Source organism: Bacillus sp. EB106-04-02-XG92 (assembly GCF_058791995.1).
In genome coordinates this window covers 60,621-75,720 of record NZ_JBYTEA010000014.1, presented here as the reverse complement: position 1 = coordinate 75,720, position 15,100 = coordinate 60,621, and the positions used below count along the sequence as shown (strand labels likewise).

General features: G+C 31.6%; 16 protein-coding genes and 5 pseudogenes. 17 read left to right on the top strand and 4 right to left on the bottom strand.

Annotated features, from left to right (window positions below; translation table 11 throughout):
- Positions 1–672: 672 nt before the first annotated feature.
- The 3 genes and pseudogenes from AC3WVA_RS24990 to AC3WVA_RS24980 form a co-directional block, all read left to right on the top strand.
- Positions 673–2,349, top strand: a pseudogene (locus tag AC3WVA_RS24990) (VaFE repeat-containing surface-anchored protein); the annotation flags it as partial.
- 238 nt (positions 2,350–2,587) lie between these two features.
- Positions 2,588–2,863 carry a hypothetical protein gene (locus AC3WVA_RS24985; RefSeq protein ID WP_429603998.1) on the top strand — a complete coding sequence of 92 codons (276 nt, stop codon included), beginning with the start codon at positions 2,588–2,590 and terminating at the stop codon, positions 2,861–2,863.
- Between the two features lie 263 nt (positions 2,864–3,126).
- Complete coding sequence (locus AC3WVA_RS24980) at positions 3,127–3,600, top strand: Imm30 family immunity protein (RefSeq protein WP_429603997.1); 474 nt, start codon at positions 3,127–3,129, stop codon at positions 3,598–3,600.
- Positions 3,601–3,784: 184 nt separating this feature from the next.
- Here AC3WVA_RS24980 and AC3WVA_RS24975 read toward each other — a convergent pair whose 3' ends face one another.
- Positions 3,785–4,039, bottom strand: coding sequence for a SunI/YnzG family protein (locus AC3WVA_RS24975; protein WP_000900619.1), 255 nt, complete (start codon positions 4,037–4,039; stop codon positions 3,785–3,787).
- A gap of 304 nt (positions 4,040–4,343) precedes the next feature.
- On the opposite strand from AC3WVA_RS24975, the gene AC3WVA_RS24970 reads away from it, so the two are divergent.
- On the top strand, positions 4,344–4,676 hold the full coding sequence (locus AC3WVA_RS24970; protein ID WP_044584658.1) for a DUF3895 domain-containing protein: 333 nt from the start codon (positions 4,344–4,346) through the stop codon (positions 4,674–4,676).
- 96 nt (positions 4,677–4,772) lie between these two features.
- Positions 4,773–5,129: an Imm3 family immunity protein gene (locus AC3WVA_RS24965; protein ID WP_098347185.1), complete on the top strand. Its 357-nt coding sequence runs from the start codon at positions 4,773–4,775 to the stop codon at positions 5,127–5,129.
- A gap of 257 nt (positions 5,130–5,386) precedes the next feature.
- Here the strand turns inward: AC3WVA_RS24965 and AC3WVA_RS24960 are convergent, their stop codons facing one another.
- Together AC3WVA_RS24960 and AC3WVA_RS24955 are read right to left on the bottom strand one after the other, a co-directional pair.
- Positions 5,387–5,770 (bottom strand): DUF1433 domain-containing protein, encoded by a 384-nt coding sequence (locus AC3WVA_RS24960; RefSeq protein ID WP_098347186.1) that lies wholly within the window; start codon positions 5,768–5,770, stop codon positions 5,387–5,389.
- Positions 5,771–5,853: 83 nt separating this feature from the next.
- The gene (locus tag AC3WVA_RS24955; RefSeq protein WP_088070371.1) at positions 5,854–6,234 is read right to left on the bottom strand and encodes a DUF1433 domain-containing protein; all 381 of its coding nucleotides are present in this window, start codon (positions 6,232–6,234) and stop codon (positions 5,854–5,856) included.
- A gap of 58 nt (positions 6,235–6,292) precedes the next feature.
- Between AC3WVA_RS24955 and AC3WVA_RS24950 the strand changes: the two genes are divergently transcribed.
- From AC3WVA_RS24950 to AC3WVA_RS24925, 6 genes and pseudogenes are all read left to right on the top strand, one after another.
- Positions 6,293–7,474 (top strand): cytoplasmic protein, encoded by a 1,182-nt coding sequence (locus AC3WVA_RS24950; RefSeq protein ID WP_429603995.1) that lies wholly within the window; start codon positions 6,293–6,295, stop codon positions 7,472–7,474.
- 12 nt (positions 7,475–7,486) lie between these two features.
- On the top strand, positions 7,487–7,870 hold the full coding sequence (locus AC3WVA_RS24945) for a hypothetical protein (protein ID WP_086408871.1): 384 nt from the start codon (positions 7,487–7,489) through the stop codon (positions 7,868–7,870).
- A 226-nt stretch (positions 7,871–8,096) separates the two neighbouring features.
- The gene (locus AC3WVA_RS24940) at positions 8,097–9,068 is read left to right on the top strand and encodes a hypothetical protein (protein WP_070171727.1); all 972 of its coding nucleotides are present in this window, start codon (positions 8,097–8,099) and stop codon (positions 9,066–9,068) included.
- 16 nt (positions 9,069–9,084) lie between these two features.
- Entirely contained in the window at positions 9,085–9,540 is a 456-nt protein-coding gene (locus AC3WVA_RS24935) for a DUF6630 family protein (protein WP_001133582.1), read from the top strand.
- A 395-nt stretch (positions 9,541–9,935) separates the two neighbouring features.
- Positions 9,936–10,277 (top strand): annotated as a pseudogene (locus AC3WVA_RS24930) (toxin-antitoxin system YwqK family antitoxin); the annotation flags it as partial.
- A pseudogene (locus AC3WVA_RS24925) lies at positions 10,261–10,494 on the top strand (hypothetical protein); the annotation flags it as partial. The pseudogenes AC3WVA_RS24930 and AC3WVA_RS24925, both read left to right, overlap by 17 nt.
- A gap of 223 nt (positions 10,495–10,717) precedes the next feature.
- Here the strand turns inward: AC3WVA_RS24925 and AC3WVA_RS24920 are convergent.
- Complete coding sequence (locus tag AC3WVA_RS24920; protein WP_429603994.1) at positions 10,718–11,335, bottom strand: DUF4241 domain-containing protein; 618 nt, start codon at positions 11,333–11,335, stop codon at positions 10,718–10,720.
- Between the two features lie 663 nt (positions 11,336–11,998).
- Between AC3WVA_RS24920 and AC3WVA_RS24915 the strand changes: the two are divergent.
- From AC3WVA_RS24915 to AC3WVA_RS24890, 6 genes and pseudogenes are all read left to right on the top strand, one after another.
- Positions 11,999–12,302: pseudogene (locus AC3WVA_RS24915) on the top strand (hypothetical protein).
- Between the two features lie 78 nt (positions 12,303–12,380).
- Positions 12,381–12,620, top strand: a pseudogene (locus AC3WVA_RS24910) (DUF7021 domain-containing protein); the annotation flags it as partial.
- A 50-nt stretch (positions 12,621–12,670) separates the two neighbouring features.
- On the top strand, positions 12,671–13,162 hold the full coding sequence (locus AC3WVA_RS24905; protein WP_429603993.1) for an SMI1/KNR4 family protein: 492 nt from the start codon (positions 12,671–12,673) through the stop codon (positions 13,160–13,162).
- A 61-nt stretch (positions 13,163–13,223) separates the two neighbouring features.
- The gene (gene imm47, locus AC3WVA_RS24900; RefSeq protein ID WP_141539667.1) at positions 13,224–14,012 is read left to right on the top strand and encodes an Imm47 family immunity protein; all 789 of its coding nucleotides are present in this window, start codon (positions 13,224–13,226) and stop codon (positions 14,010–14,012) included.
- Positions 14,013–14,172: 160 nt separating this feature from the next.
- Positions 14,173–14,724, top strand: coding sequence for an SUKH-4 family immunity protein (locus tag AC3WVA_RS24895; RefSeq protein ID WP_098521300.1), 552 nt, complete (start codon positions 14,173–14,175; stop codon positions 14,722–14,724).
- Positions 14,725–14,794: 70 nt separating this feature from the next.
- The gene (locus tag AC3WVA_RS24890) at positions 14,795–15,055 is read left to right on the top strand and encodes a hypothetical protein (RefSeq protein WP_001016547.1); all 261 of its coding nucleotides are present in this window, start codon (positions 14,795–14,797) and stop codon (positions 15,053–15,055) included.
- Positions 15,056–15,100 lie beyond the last annotated feature (45 nt).

The following is a 15,100-nucleotide window of genomic DNA, read 5'->3' as shown; positions in this document are numbered from 1 at the left end:
GAGTTAATTTGAATAATGCTATAAAAAAATTATCGGCATCTTTACAGAAAAAAAGAATTGGAAGTATAAAAAGTTAGTTTTTTTTCTCCTGATGAAAAGAAAGTGATCTGAAACTAATTAAAGAATATATTCATACACAAAAATAATCTCTACTAGGGTTATAGATATAAGGTGTTTGAAAATAGATATCCTATGATAGCTGTGCTATCATAGGGTGGGTGTCTCATTTTTTACTGTATCGAATATCTCATCTCATACGTTTTTATACTTATTATATATGGTTACACACAACTCATCGTTTATTCTTGCCAACAACCTATTTTCCTCAATGATTCTCACCGAATCATCTTTCATGTATAAATTAAATCGAGCACGTAATTCCTAGTTTGTTTCAGGAAATACGCTTCATTTCATAATAAGTCATTGGTAAATCCCTATAATTAAAATTCGGAAAATTGAAATAAAATGTTAAAGTATGTAATTATTTGTTTTATAATGGAATTGTTGTTTGGTAAGACTATTTTATATATTGAAATGTTTGTAATCTAAATCAAACAGGAGGTTGTAAATATGGGGAGGAAATATGTAATTAGGATTCTAGCTTTACTCTCTGTCATATCTCTTTTCTTTAACTTAATGTTACCAAAGGCTAGCGCAGAAATTGAAAAGATTCCATCATTGAAAACAACAGCTACAAACAAAGCTGATGGCGGAAAAGAGATGCATGCAAAGGAGTCTATCACGATCCAAGACAAAGTAGAGTACACTAACTTAGTTGTTGGTAAAGAGTACACTGTAAAAGGTAAACTAATGAACAAAGTTATAAATAAGCCATTATTAATTGATGGAAAAGAAGTAACAGCAGAGACTAAGTTTACTGCAAAAGAAAAGAATGGTTTTGTAACATTAGACTTTCCTTTCGTTGGTGCAGAACAGCAAGGAAGAGAAGTGGTAGTGTTTGAAGAACTATATGAAGATGGTATTTTAGTGGCAACTCATGCTGATATTAATGATGTAGGGCAAACGGTTCGATTTGTAGAACCAACAATCAAAACGACAGCAACAAATAAAGCGGATGGTGGAAAAGAGATGCATGCAAAAGATTCCATCACAATCCAAGATAAAGTGGAATATAAAGATTTGATCGTAGGAAAAGAATATGTTGTAAAAGGTAAACTAATGAACAAAGTTATAAATAAGCCATTATTAATAGATGGAAAAGAAGTAACAGCAGAGACTAAGTTTACAGCAAAAGAAAAGAACGGTTTTGTAACATTAGACTTTCCTTTCGTTGGTGCAGAGCAGCAAGGAAGAGAAGTGGTAGTGTTTGAAGAGGTATATCAAGACGGTGTTTTAGTGGCAATTCAATCTGACATTAACGATGTGGGGCAAACGGTTCGATTTGTAGAACCAACAATCAAGACAACAGCGACAAACAAAGCAGATGGTGGAAAAGAGATGCATGCAAAAGATTCCATCACGATCCAAAATAAAGTGGAATATAAGGACTTGATCGTAGGAAAAGAATATGTTGTAAAAGGTAAATTAATGAACAAAGTAATGAACAAACCATTATTAATAGATGGAAAGGAAGTAAAAGCTGAGACAAAGTTTACAGCAAAAGAAAAGAATGGTTTTGTAACATTAGACTTTCCTTTCGTAGGTGCAGAACAACAAGGAAGAGAAGTAGTAGTTTTTGAAGAGGTATATCAAGATGGCGTTTTAGCGGCAATTCAATCTGATATTAACGATGTAGGGCAAACAGTTCGATTCGTAGAACCAACAATAAAAACAGCAGCAACAAACAAAGCAGATGGTGGAAAAGAGATGTATGCAAACGAATCTGTCACAATCCAAGATAAAGTGGAATACAAAGACTTAATCGTAGGAAAAGAATATGTTGCAAAAGGTAAACTAATGGATAAAGCAAGAAAGAAGCCTTTACTAGTTGATGGTAAAGAAGTAGCAGTAGAATCTAAGTTTACTGCAAAAGAGAAAAATGGTTCTATCACACTTGATTTCACATTTAATGCTTCTAAGCTACAAGGTAAAGAAGTAGTAGTATTTGAAGAGCTATATCAAGATGATATTTTAGTAGCAATCAATGTTGACATTGAAGATGCAGGCCATACGGTGAAGTTTAAAGAGAAAAAATTAGGAAAACCACAGCCAGAAAAGCCACAGTCAGAAAAACCGCAATCGGAGCAACCTAAAACAGGAAAAACATCAAAAGCAGGAACATTACCAGCTACAGGTGGAAATATGTACTTTACGTGGTTCTCAGTCGGAGCCGGTCTTTTGTTATTAACTCTTGGAGCAATATTATTTATGAAACGTAGAAATGCATAATAATTAAATAGTCTTTTAGACAGAAGATATGGATAGGAAATATAGTCATAAAGAAAGGCTCTCTTTTGATTCGACTTTTCAAAAGAGGGTCTTTTCTTAGTAACATGCTGGTTGGTAAACGAAATGTTATTAAGGAATATATGTATAGAACTAGATACAAGTAATAGTTGAGGAAAGGCCATTGTTGGAGTGGTGAAAAATAGAAAGAAAATTTATGATAATTAAATAGGAGGACATAGTGAACAAGAAAAGGCAGTTAATTCAACAAGTAAAAGTCGTGATACATAAGTTGGAGAAAGACTATGTGAAAGATATTAATAGTGGTATTTTACAATTAATATATAAAAGATATAAGAAAGCGTTAGAAATATTAGAAAATAACGAGAATATTAAGGGAATAACCATTGTGGGTGGCGTACGTGCATATATGGACAGTCACAATGATTATCCACATACATTATTAGAAGAATTACATAAAGCTGAAACAATCGCCAAAGAATTAACTAACAGATAGTGATAGAGGAAAAACAAGAAGTGATAAAATAAGGGAGAAGTTTTATAAAAAGCAAAATATAATTCTTGTAATGCTTGAGAATAAGGAGAGCTATTATGAATATATGGCAACTTACAAATTTATTAGGCAATGATGAATTAACTACGTGTAATAAAAATGGACAAGAAGTATTTGAAGATGGATTTAATTGATGTAATAGAAAAGTTGAAAACTAATGATCATATTAATTTAATTATCCAATTCATTTAAAAGGAGAAATTTATATGGACTATCATTCTGAGGTTAAGAGATTATATAGTTGTAGATTTTTAAAAAATCAATCGGAATGTGAAGAGTTTGACAGTGTATTAGAAAACTTAGCAGATTGTGATGATGAGAAGCTTATTAAAGAGTTGTGTATAGTATTTGAGGATGAAACACAAGAGGAAGAAGTTATGTTTGGTCTAGTTCATTTTATTGAAGATTTTGAAATGGGAAAATATCTAACAGAGATGCCTAAAGCTTTACCAAAAATGGTTGAGAGTGCAAAAGAGTGGGCAATGCTACTAAACATAAGAATTTTAAATAATGATTTATATAGAAGTGAGTATGCTAAAGTACTTGTAGGAATGAATCATGATATACAACTAACGATAATTAATTTACTTAATGAAATTATTGCTGATAACCCTAAAAGATTTGAGAGGACTGCCAATGAGGTTCTTAGTCAATTACAAGGAGTTCATAAAAATAAATAAGAATTGTAGAACTACTGTATTATAGATAAAACTAAGAATACCCTAGCGAAGAGCTAGGGTGTTTGTGTTATATAGTTTCACCATATGCTTCCGAATTAGGAGCAGGAGTAATCAACGAACCTTTTGTAGCGTTTCCTATAATAGAATGAAAGTGTTTAACGTTTAAATATAGGAAGAAAAACAATTAAGCTTTTATTTTATTTAAAATGGATACTCTATTAGTAGTGAATAGTAAATAATTTTGCTTTACTGTCTTAATTAAAATACGATCAGTTGTACCATATGCTGTTCCAATTCGGATTGCGCTTTTTTCTTCAACACCAGCATATGTATTATCTTCCGTTACCTCAGTGATTTCACATAATGGAATATGAATTTTAGAGAATTGCCATGAAATAATTAGTTCATCTTTTGTTTTTTCAACATGAATACCTAACATATTACCAGAACCTTTCTATAATAAAATTTTACTCGTACTATTTTATTATACAAATTTTATTTCTATTTTTTTACAGATAGTATACAATTAACAACGAGAAAATGTTCATTATTACTTTCATCCTTATTATAACGAATTCTACAATAGAAAACAGAACGTATATTTGGTATAATCGAAATATACTATATGAAACGATGTACATGAGTTTGAGATTTTTGAAAAAAGGTAAGTAATACATAATAATACATACGCTATAGGATTCAGTTCATGTTATACAAATCAATCGTTAGAAAGGAAAAGAAGTATGAATCAAATTTCATTCGAAGATTTATTTGAAGAAGAAAACAAACGAGAAAAGGTGGAGGTAGCTGAGATCCCCGTACCTTTATCGCCCTTACAAAAGGATATTTTAGAATTAATTAATTGTGAAGAAATAAGTGCACTTGAGTTATGTGAACAATTAATACGAGCTGGTAAAATATCAGATGAGAGATTCACAACGAATAAGCCTAAAGCATATGGGCAAGTATGCTTACTATTAGAAGGGTTTGTTAAAGAAGAAAAGCTTATTTTTGTCAAAAGTGATGAGAAAAGAGATAGAGTATATAAATTGAAAGACGAAGATTCTAACGAATAAAATGTATAAAGTATAGTAATGAAATAAGGAAGTCCTCATATTTGTGTTGAAAGGGTATTTTCACATAAGCGTGGGGATTTTTTTGAGGGAGGATGTATGAAAGATTGGGAGTATAATGAATTATTTCATGCAATTCGGGAGGCGTATGAAGAGTTATTAGATGAAGAGAGAGGGTATCGATATGCTATAGCAAAACTAGCGGATGAATTTGATAATTTAGGAAAGTTTGAAGATGTTATCGTTGATACTGCCATAGGAGAAATAGCAGTCGATCATCATATGGTCTTTGTTGGGCGTATTAAAGGTATAACAAAGAGGCTAAGTATGTTTAATCTTCAAGAGGCAGAAGGTGAATTGACAGTAGAGGAAATAAAAGATTTATCAATAAGAATAAATAATGTAATAGAAGGGTTAAAAAATGTAAAGAGTGATTATAAATCTTCGGTTGAATAATTCATGTTTCTGCAAATGTAAGAGACATAGCTATAGCTAAACAAGAGAATAGAAATCGCTGCATACATAAAACGTAAGATGGATGAGAGATAATAAAGGTTGGAAAAAGAATAAGACTAAAATAAAGAAATTAATAGTCATATGGTTATCAAAAATAAAAAAATTATCTTATAGATAGTTAAATGGTTATTACTATATTACAAATAACCAACTTTTGGTTTATTTTTTATAGGAAAACAAAAGAGTAATCGTAAAGACTACTCTTGGATTTTTTTCTTTTCTTCCTTTTCAATTTCGGATACGGATTTTTCAGGGGCTTTTATAAGTTTTCCTAATTCCGCGGAACAGTCAAATTTATCTTCGAAATTTTCTGTAGTACTAATACGAGCTACAAAATCTAATTGTTGGTTATTATTTATATACCCTTTTAATCTAGGAATTCCCATAGGACTAGTTTCACGTTCTGTAAACGTAATAGATTTTACGTCCTGAATATTATAACGAATATACTTTTCTACACGTGCTTCTTGTACTTTCCAAAACTTTTCTTCTATTTCTTTATCTTTTAAGTATTCCAAAGAAAAAAATCCTCCTGCTATGAGCACCAAAGCAGATACAATCAAAATAACTACTTTCTTCATTAGAAATTCCCCTTATAAAAAACTTACCATTACATTCTTCTTAAAATGGGATAGGGAAGACAAGAGTAGTGCAGAGACTATTCTTATTTCTTTTCCTTCTCTTCCCTTTCAATTTGGGATATTGATTTTTCAGGTTTTTTAACATAGTTATCATATAGTTCTCCAGAACATCCAAAATCATCTTCAAAATTCTCTGTCGTACTAATATGAGCTACAAACCATAAATTTTCATCTTTATTTATATACCCTTTTAATTTAGGAACACCCATTGGACTTACATCTTGTTTTGTAAATGTAATAGATTTTACATTTTTAACATTATAATGAATATACTTTGTTACTCTTGCCTCTTGTGCTTTCCAAAAAATTTCTTTTTTTTCTTTCTGTTTTAAGTATTCCATTGTAAAATACCCTCCTGCTATAATACAAATAATGGATAAAATAATTACCAATTTTTTCTTCATAAAAAATCCCCTTATATTTAAATATAGTTAAAATATACCATGAAATGAGTTGAAACATATGAGTGAATTTAAAAAGAATCCAATTGCGACAGATGAAGATTATTTTAAACTATCAGACCATGTTTATGAAGACAGTTATTTACACAAAGGAGCAAAAATAAAAGGAAGTAACGGAAAAGAATGGAGAGTTATAGAATCAATTGATGCAGATTGTCAAAAAGTAAAAAATGGATTAGAAGCTATCGCAGTAGTACCAGCAGACAAATATGATGAAAATGCAACACATTATGATGAGATAATCCTAGCATTTCGTGGAACAGAGCCTACGCAATTAGCAGATTTCGAAACAGATATCGATCAAATTACGTTTGGAATTAAAACACATTCTAAAGTAATTACTCCAAGTAATAGTCAAACAATAAAACCGGATTCTGCAACATCATTTGATACTGGATTAAAATGGGCAAAAAATGACATCGTAGCAAAATATACCCCTTATTATCTTCATACTACTGGACATAGTAAAGGTGGTGCAGAAGCGGACCTTATCGCTGCAGAATTAGATTGTTATGCAACTACATGGGCTGCACCAAATCCTTATCGTTTGCTAAGTCCTGAAGCAAAAAAACGAGTAGATAGAGGGGAAATGGAAAACAAAGCTACGGATTATACACATGAGAATGATCCAATTGGTAACCATACTCAATTCGGTGCGCCTCTAATTGGTAAGCAATTTACAGTGAGACAGAACGATAAAAAAGAAGATTTTTTTACACGTTTAACTATGGAAGGACACGGCAGAGATACATTTAGAGGAACATTTCATTCAAATGGAAGTCCCCTATTAAAATTAGAGCCTGAAGATATTATAAGACAAGCACAAAAAATTCAATTGCTCAGTAATCGATTATCAGATATCGCAAAAAATATAGAAGAGTTTCAAAGAAGAGAAGCTGAAGCGGTTAAAAAGTTGAAGAGTCAATTAAAATATGAAACAGGGCCAGGTGGGAAATATCATCTATTAGAAGCATACGAAATAGATGAAGCCATCTCACGAATTGCCAAAACGAAAGAAGGTGGAAATGACTATTTTCACGATGTACACATAGCAGAAGAATTAATTCATCTTTTAAGAAAAGAACAAAAAAGTTTAAGTAGATTTGGGAACGAAATTAGTGATGCAGCAAATTCACTTAGGGATAAAGATAATCAATTAGCAGGGAATTTTCAGTTTAGATAAGGAGATAATTATATGATGGATTTTATGGGGGAAATTAAAAAGATAGAAAAGCAAATCGAAAGTGTTACAGGAGATTTAGCGGATCAGGTTGTTGAGGAGTTACAAGCTGCTAAAAAACAGATTGAAAGAGAAATGCAGCGTGTGATGTTAAAAACAGAAGTAGGGTTTAAATCGATAGACATTATAAAAGAAGATACATATGCTCTTCAAAAAAACATAGGGGCATTTCATGAATTACAAACAAGTCTAAGAGATATAGCAGCAGAATTAGAGAAAAGTTTTGAAAGTAAAACTGGCAGTAAAATCAATGAAGAATTAAAGAAATATGAAAAACAAATTAACAACAATATTTTTAATGAACATGTTCACTTAGCAAACAGTTGTGGTAAAAAATAAGAGAAGAAAAAACTAAAGATAGTTTCTATTGCTTTAATTTACTGAAAGAGATGCACTGTGTAAATGCGAGGTTTGGATTGAACAGAAAAGTGTGTCTGGTGATAAGTTATATGAATGAATAGATAATACAAATTGTATAGAAATATATGAGCTCGTTGAAGGTGAGAGTGAATTAAGGGGAAAGGCTAAAGAAGAAAATAGATGTATTCATAGGAGGGATGCAGTTATGAATCAAAAAAAGTTAGAAATGGCTTTTAAAAGATATAGCAAAAATTTTGTGGATGGAATCAAATTTGAAGATGTTAAAGATAAATATAATGTCAGTAGAAGAAAGATTGAGAAGATTATTGAGCAAAATGAAACAGAGAAAGATCACATACTATTAATAAATCTAAGCAAAATTTCTTCATATCACTTGTCACTATGGAAAAACGATGTATTGATCAACGGTGGAAACAATGCAGAAGGATTAAAAAACATGCAGAAGGTCTTATTTTACCAATGCATGGGACAGGATCTCTATACAATAAGGTATCCAAGAATGATCTTGGGATATTCGTTTAGCGAAGTCGTCCTCACATTAGTTCATTTTGCAATGTATGGATGGGAGAAAGAAGAAAATATATTATATGATTTTATGGCTCATCACTTCGGTGGACATTTAATAGATGCCAATGAAGAGGATAGACATATTTGGTTTTTGCTAGAGCTGTACTTGCAGTATAAAAATAAAACCATCATGGGAACGAATGAAAAATTGCATCTAGCCGTGATAAATAAGTTTAAGGAAGCTGAACTGCGATGTGACTTAATCCCTGAAGACCTAAACATTTATGATGAAGTGCTGGAACGTTGGTCGACTGGTGATTTAGAAGAAATAGAACATCTAATTTCGATAATGTCTCAGTATCATTCTGCATTAGCTTCTGAAATCGGACAGCTAGGTGAATTTGGTGATTTTGGATTCGGATTTTATCCTTATGAAATCTTGTTCTTGATCCATGTAAGAAAAAAACTAGGATTGCCAGTACCTACTCAATTCGATAATTTTCTGATGAATACTCCAGAAGCGAAAATGGTATTTGGAGAACGTGAGCCATACCCTGAGTGGGACCCTGTGCTTCAGATGATTGATCAATTTTATCGTAAAAACTACCCGGAATATATTCCTAACAAGCATGGAGAATTATTTCAATAAAAGGGAGGAAGCTAATATGCCTAATCAAGAAATAGCGCAGATTATATTTCCTGATAGCAAGGATTTGGAAACGTTTTTGAAGGAGCAAGGAAGTTATGACTTACATGAAGACCTATTAAAATATGGATTGACGACGAAACAGTTTTTATACGTTGACTATAAAGGTGAGCAATACCAAGAAATTGTAAATTTTATTCTTGATTATGAATTTGCCCACCAAATTGAATTAGCGACACAAGAAGAACTCGAAAAATTAGAAGCATTTAATTATGAATTTTTACCGGAAAAGATCCAGGAGGTCAACAAAATACTGTCACCAAAGGGGTATGGACTATTTTCATATCCTAATTCGGGCGATTTTTTCGCATTATTCATTGCGAAAATAGAGGATATAATAAAGTTTCTGCAAGAAGAAGTGCTGTTTGATGATAGAATCCCTTTCCAAGAAAGATGCATTAAGTACTATAAATAGACTTAAGATAATGCAGTTTTGAAAGAGACACCACATTATCCCTATGATATAGTGCATTATCAAGAAGAGTAAATGTAAGAATCTACAATGATATACTTTTAGACTGTAGTTTTTTTATTTGTGCGTAATTAATACATACTGTGCAAAATGAAAAATAACTAAGGGGATTTATTAGTTCATTAGGCGATTGAGGAGTGAATTTAAAAATCAGAAAAAATATGTATTTAAAAGTTAAAATTATATATTGATGGATATATACGTTATAAAAAAATATTAGAAAATCCCCCTCATTGTATATAGAAATTACATAATAAAAATAGAAGTGTATTACGATAAAAACTTACTTTTACATAACAGACTTAACCATTAGCTAATATCGTAAAGGAGGATTGAAAATGTTAAATGGTGTGTTAACGAAGGAGTATATAATACAGAATGGCCTTGAGTTTGAAGAGTGTTTAGAATATGGGGGACCTTATGGGCTAGGAATAGTAGAGTGTGCAGATGATGGTAAAGAAAAATTGTTTACTGGTTTAGCTTATGATGTTTATGAGAATGGAAATATAAAAAGAATCAGCAATATGAATAGAAGCACGGTTGAAGGCTACCATGTTGAATTTTTTCAAAACGGAATGAAGAAGCATGAGTCTGAATGTATTGCGGGACGTGAAATGACTTTTAAAAAATATGATGAACAAGGGAATATTGTAGAACAAAAAAATGAAACCGAATTATTTTACAATCGCAATGTATCCGACTGTAGCATTTACCGAGGAAGAGATATTGAATCGTCTTCTAGATGTATTTGGGTCAAACGAAAAATCCGCTCCTACTCATTGGGGAAACTGTGAAACGATGTAGGTAGAATATAATCGCCAAGAAATCATAGAAAAAGTAATTTCGGAGCGTAGAGTATCTGAAGTTCACCTGTATCGTGATAAAACAGTGCACTATTAACTCTACATCAGTAGAGTTAATAAATTATTTAAATAAAAAACTGTTAATAAACAACTAGAATTAATGACGGGTTATATTCACTTAAGAATATAACCCTATTTATTAGAACCAGTAGTATATAAGGAGATTATCCCACGGGTTATTTGCAAATATTAGACGAGGAATATTTGACGCTGTAAAAGAAAAAATATTGATTCTTATATCATTATTGATGTTGTCCTCAATTTTCCTCATGTAGCACTTGAAAATCAGTAACAAGTGAAACGATTTTTCCTGCTTCATCGATTCCCCAATAGGAAGGGTAAAATCCATCTCCATAACCTGAACGGAATATAATAATATTACTTCCTGTTTCCTCACACACCACGCAATTTCCCCAATCTTCATTATGTTCTGTTAGTATGTCATCTATAAGATCATCATACAAACTAGTAAATTCTTCTCCTAGTTCTTGTTGTAACCTATCTTCTATTTCTTCTAACTTATCAATTGCCTCAACATCTGCAAAGCACCCTAAGCCTGTATCAACTGGGTAACCAAAAATATATCCGTCTTCCAGTTCACTGACATTTTGTCCTGGTTTTGTTGCCATCTTCCATCTTACCGCTTTTGACTCCGACAATTTCAATTCGGCACCAGCAATGACTCCATCTTCCTTATGCCACCAAGCAACAATTGGATATGTACCTGGCTGAATTGTTTGTTCGAAGTGATTTTTATTAAAAATAAGAGGATCACAAATAACAATTTTACCTGAAGTAACTTTCAACTGTTCTAGTGCTTCGGAACGCAGGGCCTCACTATCCGGTTTAGATAATTCACGTAATAACTTTGACATAATGTTTCTCTCCCTTTCCTTTTAAAATATTTGTTGGTGCTGCCTCCCATATATTTTTACATGAGTTACATTTGTGTTCTGTGGTATTTCTAGCGCCTTTGTATGTTCCTATAACTTCGATATTATCGCCATGAACTTCTAAAACCTCTGCGGCATATCATACCCGCGTTTTCTAATAGTTCCGCAACATATTCTTCATGCGTTTTACGTTTTCGGATATATTGCTCCCCCGTACAAGTGTAGATAGAACAAACCTTTATTCATTGAAAAATATAACAAATGAATTTGATTTTAAAATTAGACCCAGTTTTGAGGATGTAAATAATAATCCACCCGTTGATTATATTATTTTAAGGGTAAAATTGCATTAATTAAAAATTCAATAAAAGAAGATCGAACTAGATAGTCTTTCTAAATTGATCTTCTTATTTTATATTCTCAAGGGATATTCCACTTCACTGCGACTCATTGCAATATGTCTACTTCTGTGACACATTACACAATTGTACAGAGATAATGAAGTAATATGAAAAAAAATATAAAGATTGTAATTTAATCCTATATATTTTTTATAAATTCTAAAAGTAAATCCCTTATTTTTGGTATGATTGACAGAGACTATTTAATTTCTTATGAATATTCTTGAAAAGGGAGTGATGCTATATGAAATCAATAAATATAAATGGGAATATATATCATATTGAATCTGTTCCTTTTGAAGATAAGAGTGAGCAGGATGAAGAGGGATACTACGAATATTTTTACAAAGGAGTCAATTTATCGTTTCACTCGGACAAAGAAATAATTAAAGCCCGAATTTATGATGAGGAAGAAATAATATATTTCTTAAAAATCCATCTCTTGCATTTGGTAAAGATTTTGAAGCTATAAAAGTATATATAATTAAAGAATATGATGTAAATAAATTTAAAATTCCAGGTGAAAAAAAGCCTATATAGAATTATAGCTATAATTCTATATAGGCTTTACCATGACCAATTATAATAAAACAGGAAAACTCACAAAGTACTTATGCCTGTGGGTGATGAAAGGAATGTATTCGAAATTGAGTAAATCAAGTGAAATAAGTAGATTTGAAAATAGATTCTCAGAAAATGTAATTGAAATAGCAGATGTCACAGGGGCATTAGGAATCGGTGCATCAAAAGGCAGTGACAACATTTTGTGGACTGCGTCAATTGATTTAATTGCGTGGGAAGACTTACATAACAATGAAACGATTACGAAAGAAGACATACGACTGGCATGGTTGGTTGATGATGCAATTAGTTATTTCGGATAAACGTGATGTGATTTGTTAGGAGGTGAAGTTAAATGAGAAATGACTTAACATGGCCAGTACCGGATGAGCTAGTTTCAGCAGAATATATAAACAATGTGGGAAAAGAGATAGGGTATATATTTCCAAGTGACTATGTAGAATGTGCTACAAATAATAATGGTTCAGCTGTATTACCTTGTAAATTTGAAATAGATACGATAACAAAGGTATTTGGAACTTTACTTTCTTATGATGTAGATAGTAGTGAATATATCGTTAAAGTATATAACCAGTATATTTCTACTCTGCCAAATGAATTGGTGCCATTCGCATTTGATTCAGCAGGAAATTTAATTTGCTTTGATTATAAAAATCATAAAGAAGATCCAATTGTCGTCTTTTGGGAACATGAGGGAGCATGGGAAAAGGAAACATTGATGGAAAGTGAAGGGATTACGGCTGAGGAAGCAGAGGAAAGAGCAAGAGAAAATGTATTCCATATTGCTAATAATTTTACGGAGTTTTTAAATAAGTTACATGATTAATAATATTATTCATATGAAATGGTTCGTATAAATGTAAGCAGCAATAAAAGGAGAGAGAATGATGGACTTAGAGCATTTAAAAAAAGATATTTGGTATGGAGAAGTTTCTAATCATACAATTGAAACTCTTAAGTCTAACTTAAGGGATAGTGCAACAGAGAAAGAATCCTTTATTTTAATTAATGAATTGTTAAAGCTTGGTGATTTCTCTGTAAAGAGGTTACTAATCGAACTTATGAATAGTACTCGAGATGAGCTTGTTTTGAATTTATGCACTAGACTATTTTGTTCAGCAGCTACTCACGATGATTTATTAGAAACGAATAATTTGAAATTCCTTTCAAGTGCTTCAGAGGATGGAGTTCATAATTTTGTAGTAAGTGCTGATGAAACTCTTTCATATCATGTAGTACCATATCTTTTAGCATTACTAGAAGAGTGGGAAGATACCTTTGTTGAAAAAGCTATAAGAAATGAACTTTCATGGATGCTTGGAATTGAGGACGAGTATTATGAAGTATCGTTAGAAGAATTTAATGAAGCTTATTCTAAATTTATCGAAAATAACGATACGCAAGAATACTATTATCGTAATAGACTATCTTTTCCTGGAGATTTGGCAAAGGAGTTAGTTTCGGAAGTTATGAGTTCTTTAAGAGATAGAACTACTTATAATGTTGTTACTATACCTTCCGTTTTATCAATTTGGAGTGGAATCAAATGTCCTATTCAATACGATACGATAATAACAAATGAAAAAAATAGAGAGTTGATGTCATATATCGATGTTTTAACAAAGAAAGAATGGAAGATTGGTAAAAAGTATTTTTATGGACATGTAGTCGTATAAGAAAACGATATATGTGATGAATCATTCTATGACACTCTGTTAAGGAGTGATTTTTATTATAACGGAAAGCTTTAATAGATGTTTTATGGGAGAAAATAAAAAAACAACTAGTAGCTCAACTAAATGTAAAAAGTTATAAATACATCAAGAAGGTGAAAAAATGATACTACCAGAGGATTTTCGAGAGAAATGGGATGTTAATAAAGATGGCCCACTCATTACATTTCCTGAAAAAGAATTAATAAACAAAAACTTTTCAGCTGAAGTGAAACGATTTTTGGCTATAGGAGGCTTACCGGAAACACCGCCACCATATTTAGAATTTACTTCATCTCAGTCTTTCGTAAGGTCTATTATAAATGTATTTCAAATGCCAGAAGAGTTTCGAAAATATTGGTATTTAGGAACAACAAGTTCTGGAGATCCAATTTGTATAATTGAAAAACAAGAAAATATAGTATTTCTAAATAATAGTGATGCGTATAAAGAAGTGTTTATGAATTCTTCTATACATCAATTTGCAGCATGTTTATTAGTATATTCAAAAATGATCGATAGGGCAGTAGAGATAAATGGTGAGGATGCCTTTATCGATAATAATATACCAGAGTGTACAATAAGTTGGTTGAAAGAAAAATTAGAAAAAATTGATGATAAGTGTATGGGAAAAGGTTCTTTTTGGTGTATGGAAATTGAGAGCTTATATGAATAATTGGAAATGAAAAGGGGATATTCCGGTATTTTTATAGTTGTAAAAAGTTATTCTAAAAGGGGTATGTTGGGTGAATCATAGACGCAAGAAAAAGAAGCCGAAACAAATAAGAAAAGAAGCTGTTCAGATAAAACCGATAGTAGAAGAAAAACCACTAAAGAAGAGTAGCAACAAGTTGGTTGATATTCTCCTAGGAATTCTTCTTTTCCCAATTCTTATATGGGCGGTCTTGGAAGGTTGTACAACACAAGTAAGCAAAGGGAAGGCTTTCCTTATTATCGTTTTCTTTCTCTTAATTGCAATAGGGTTATCTATGATAGGAAACAAATAAAGGGGGAGCTCAGATGTTTAAGAAGAAGGAGAAAAAAACATTCAC

Bases quoted from the DNA above. Each gene is read 5' to 3' on its own strand.
- AC3WVA_RS24950 (WP_429603995.1), top strand. From the start codon at position 6,293: ATGAGTGAATTTAAAAAGAATCCAATTGCGACAGATGAAGATTATTTT.
- AC3WVA_RS24920 (WP_429603994.1), bottom strand. From the start codon at position 11,335: ATGTCAAAGTTATTACGTGAATTATCTAAACCGGATAGTGAGGCCCTG.
- AC3WVA_RS24905 (WP_429603993.1), top strand. From the start codon at position 12,671: ATGAGAAATGACTTAACATGGCCAGTACCGGATGAGCTAGTTTCAGCA.
- AC3WVA_RS24960 (WP_098347186.1), bottom strand. From the start codon at position 5,770: ATGAAGAAAGTAGTTATTTTGATTGTATCTGCTTTGGTGCTCATAGCA.
- AC3WVA_RS24955 (WP_088070371.1), bottom strand. From the start codon at position 6,234: ATGAAGAAAAAATTGGTAATTATTTTATCCATTATTTGTATTATAGCA.
- AC3WVA_RS24940 (WP_070171727.1), top strand. From the start codon at position 8,097: ATGAATCAAAAAAAGTTAGAAATGGCTTTTAAAAGATATAGCAAAAAT.
- AC3WVA_RS24935 (WP_001133582.1), top strand. From the start codon at position 9,085: ATGCCTAATCAAGAAATAGCGCAGATTATATTTCCTGATAGCAAGGAT.
- AC3WVA_RS24975 (WP_000900619.1), bottom strand. From the start codon at position 4,039: ATGTTAGGTATTCATGTTGAAAAAACAAAAGATGAACTAATTATTTCA.
- AC3WVA_RS24980 (WP_429603997.1), top strand. From the start codon at position 3,127: ATGGACTATCATTCTGAGGTTAAGAGATTATATAGTTGTAGATTTTTA.
- AC3WVA_RS24895 (WP_098521300.1), top strand. From the start codon at position 14,173: ATGATACTACCAGAGGATTTTCGAGAGAAATGGGATGTTAATAAAGAT.
- imm47 (WP_141539667.1), top strand. From the start codon at position 13,224: ATGGACTTAGAGCATTTAAAAAAAGATATTTGGTATGGAGAAGTTTCT.
- AC3WVA_RS24970 (WP_044584658.1), top strand. From the start codon at position 4,344: ATGAATCAAATTTCATTCGAAGATTTATTTGAAGAAGAAAACAAACGA.
- AC3WVA_RS24965 (WP_098347185.1), top strand. From the start codon at position 4,773: ATGAAAGATTGGGAGTATAATGAATTATTTCATGCAATTCGGGAGGCG.
- AC3WVA_RS24945 (WP_086408871.1), top strand. From the start codon at position 7,487: ATGATGGATTTTATGGGGGAAATTAAAAAGATAGAAAAGCAAATCGAA.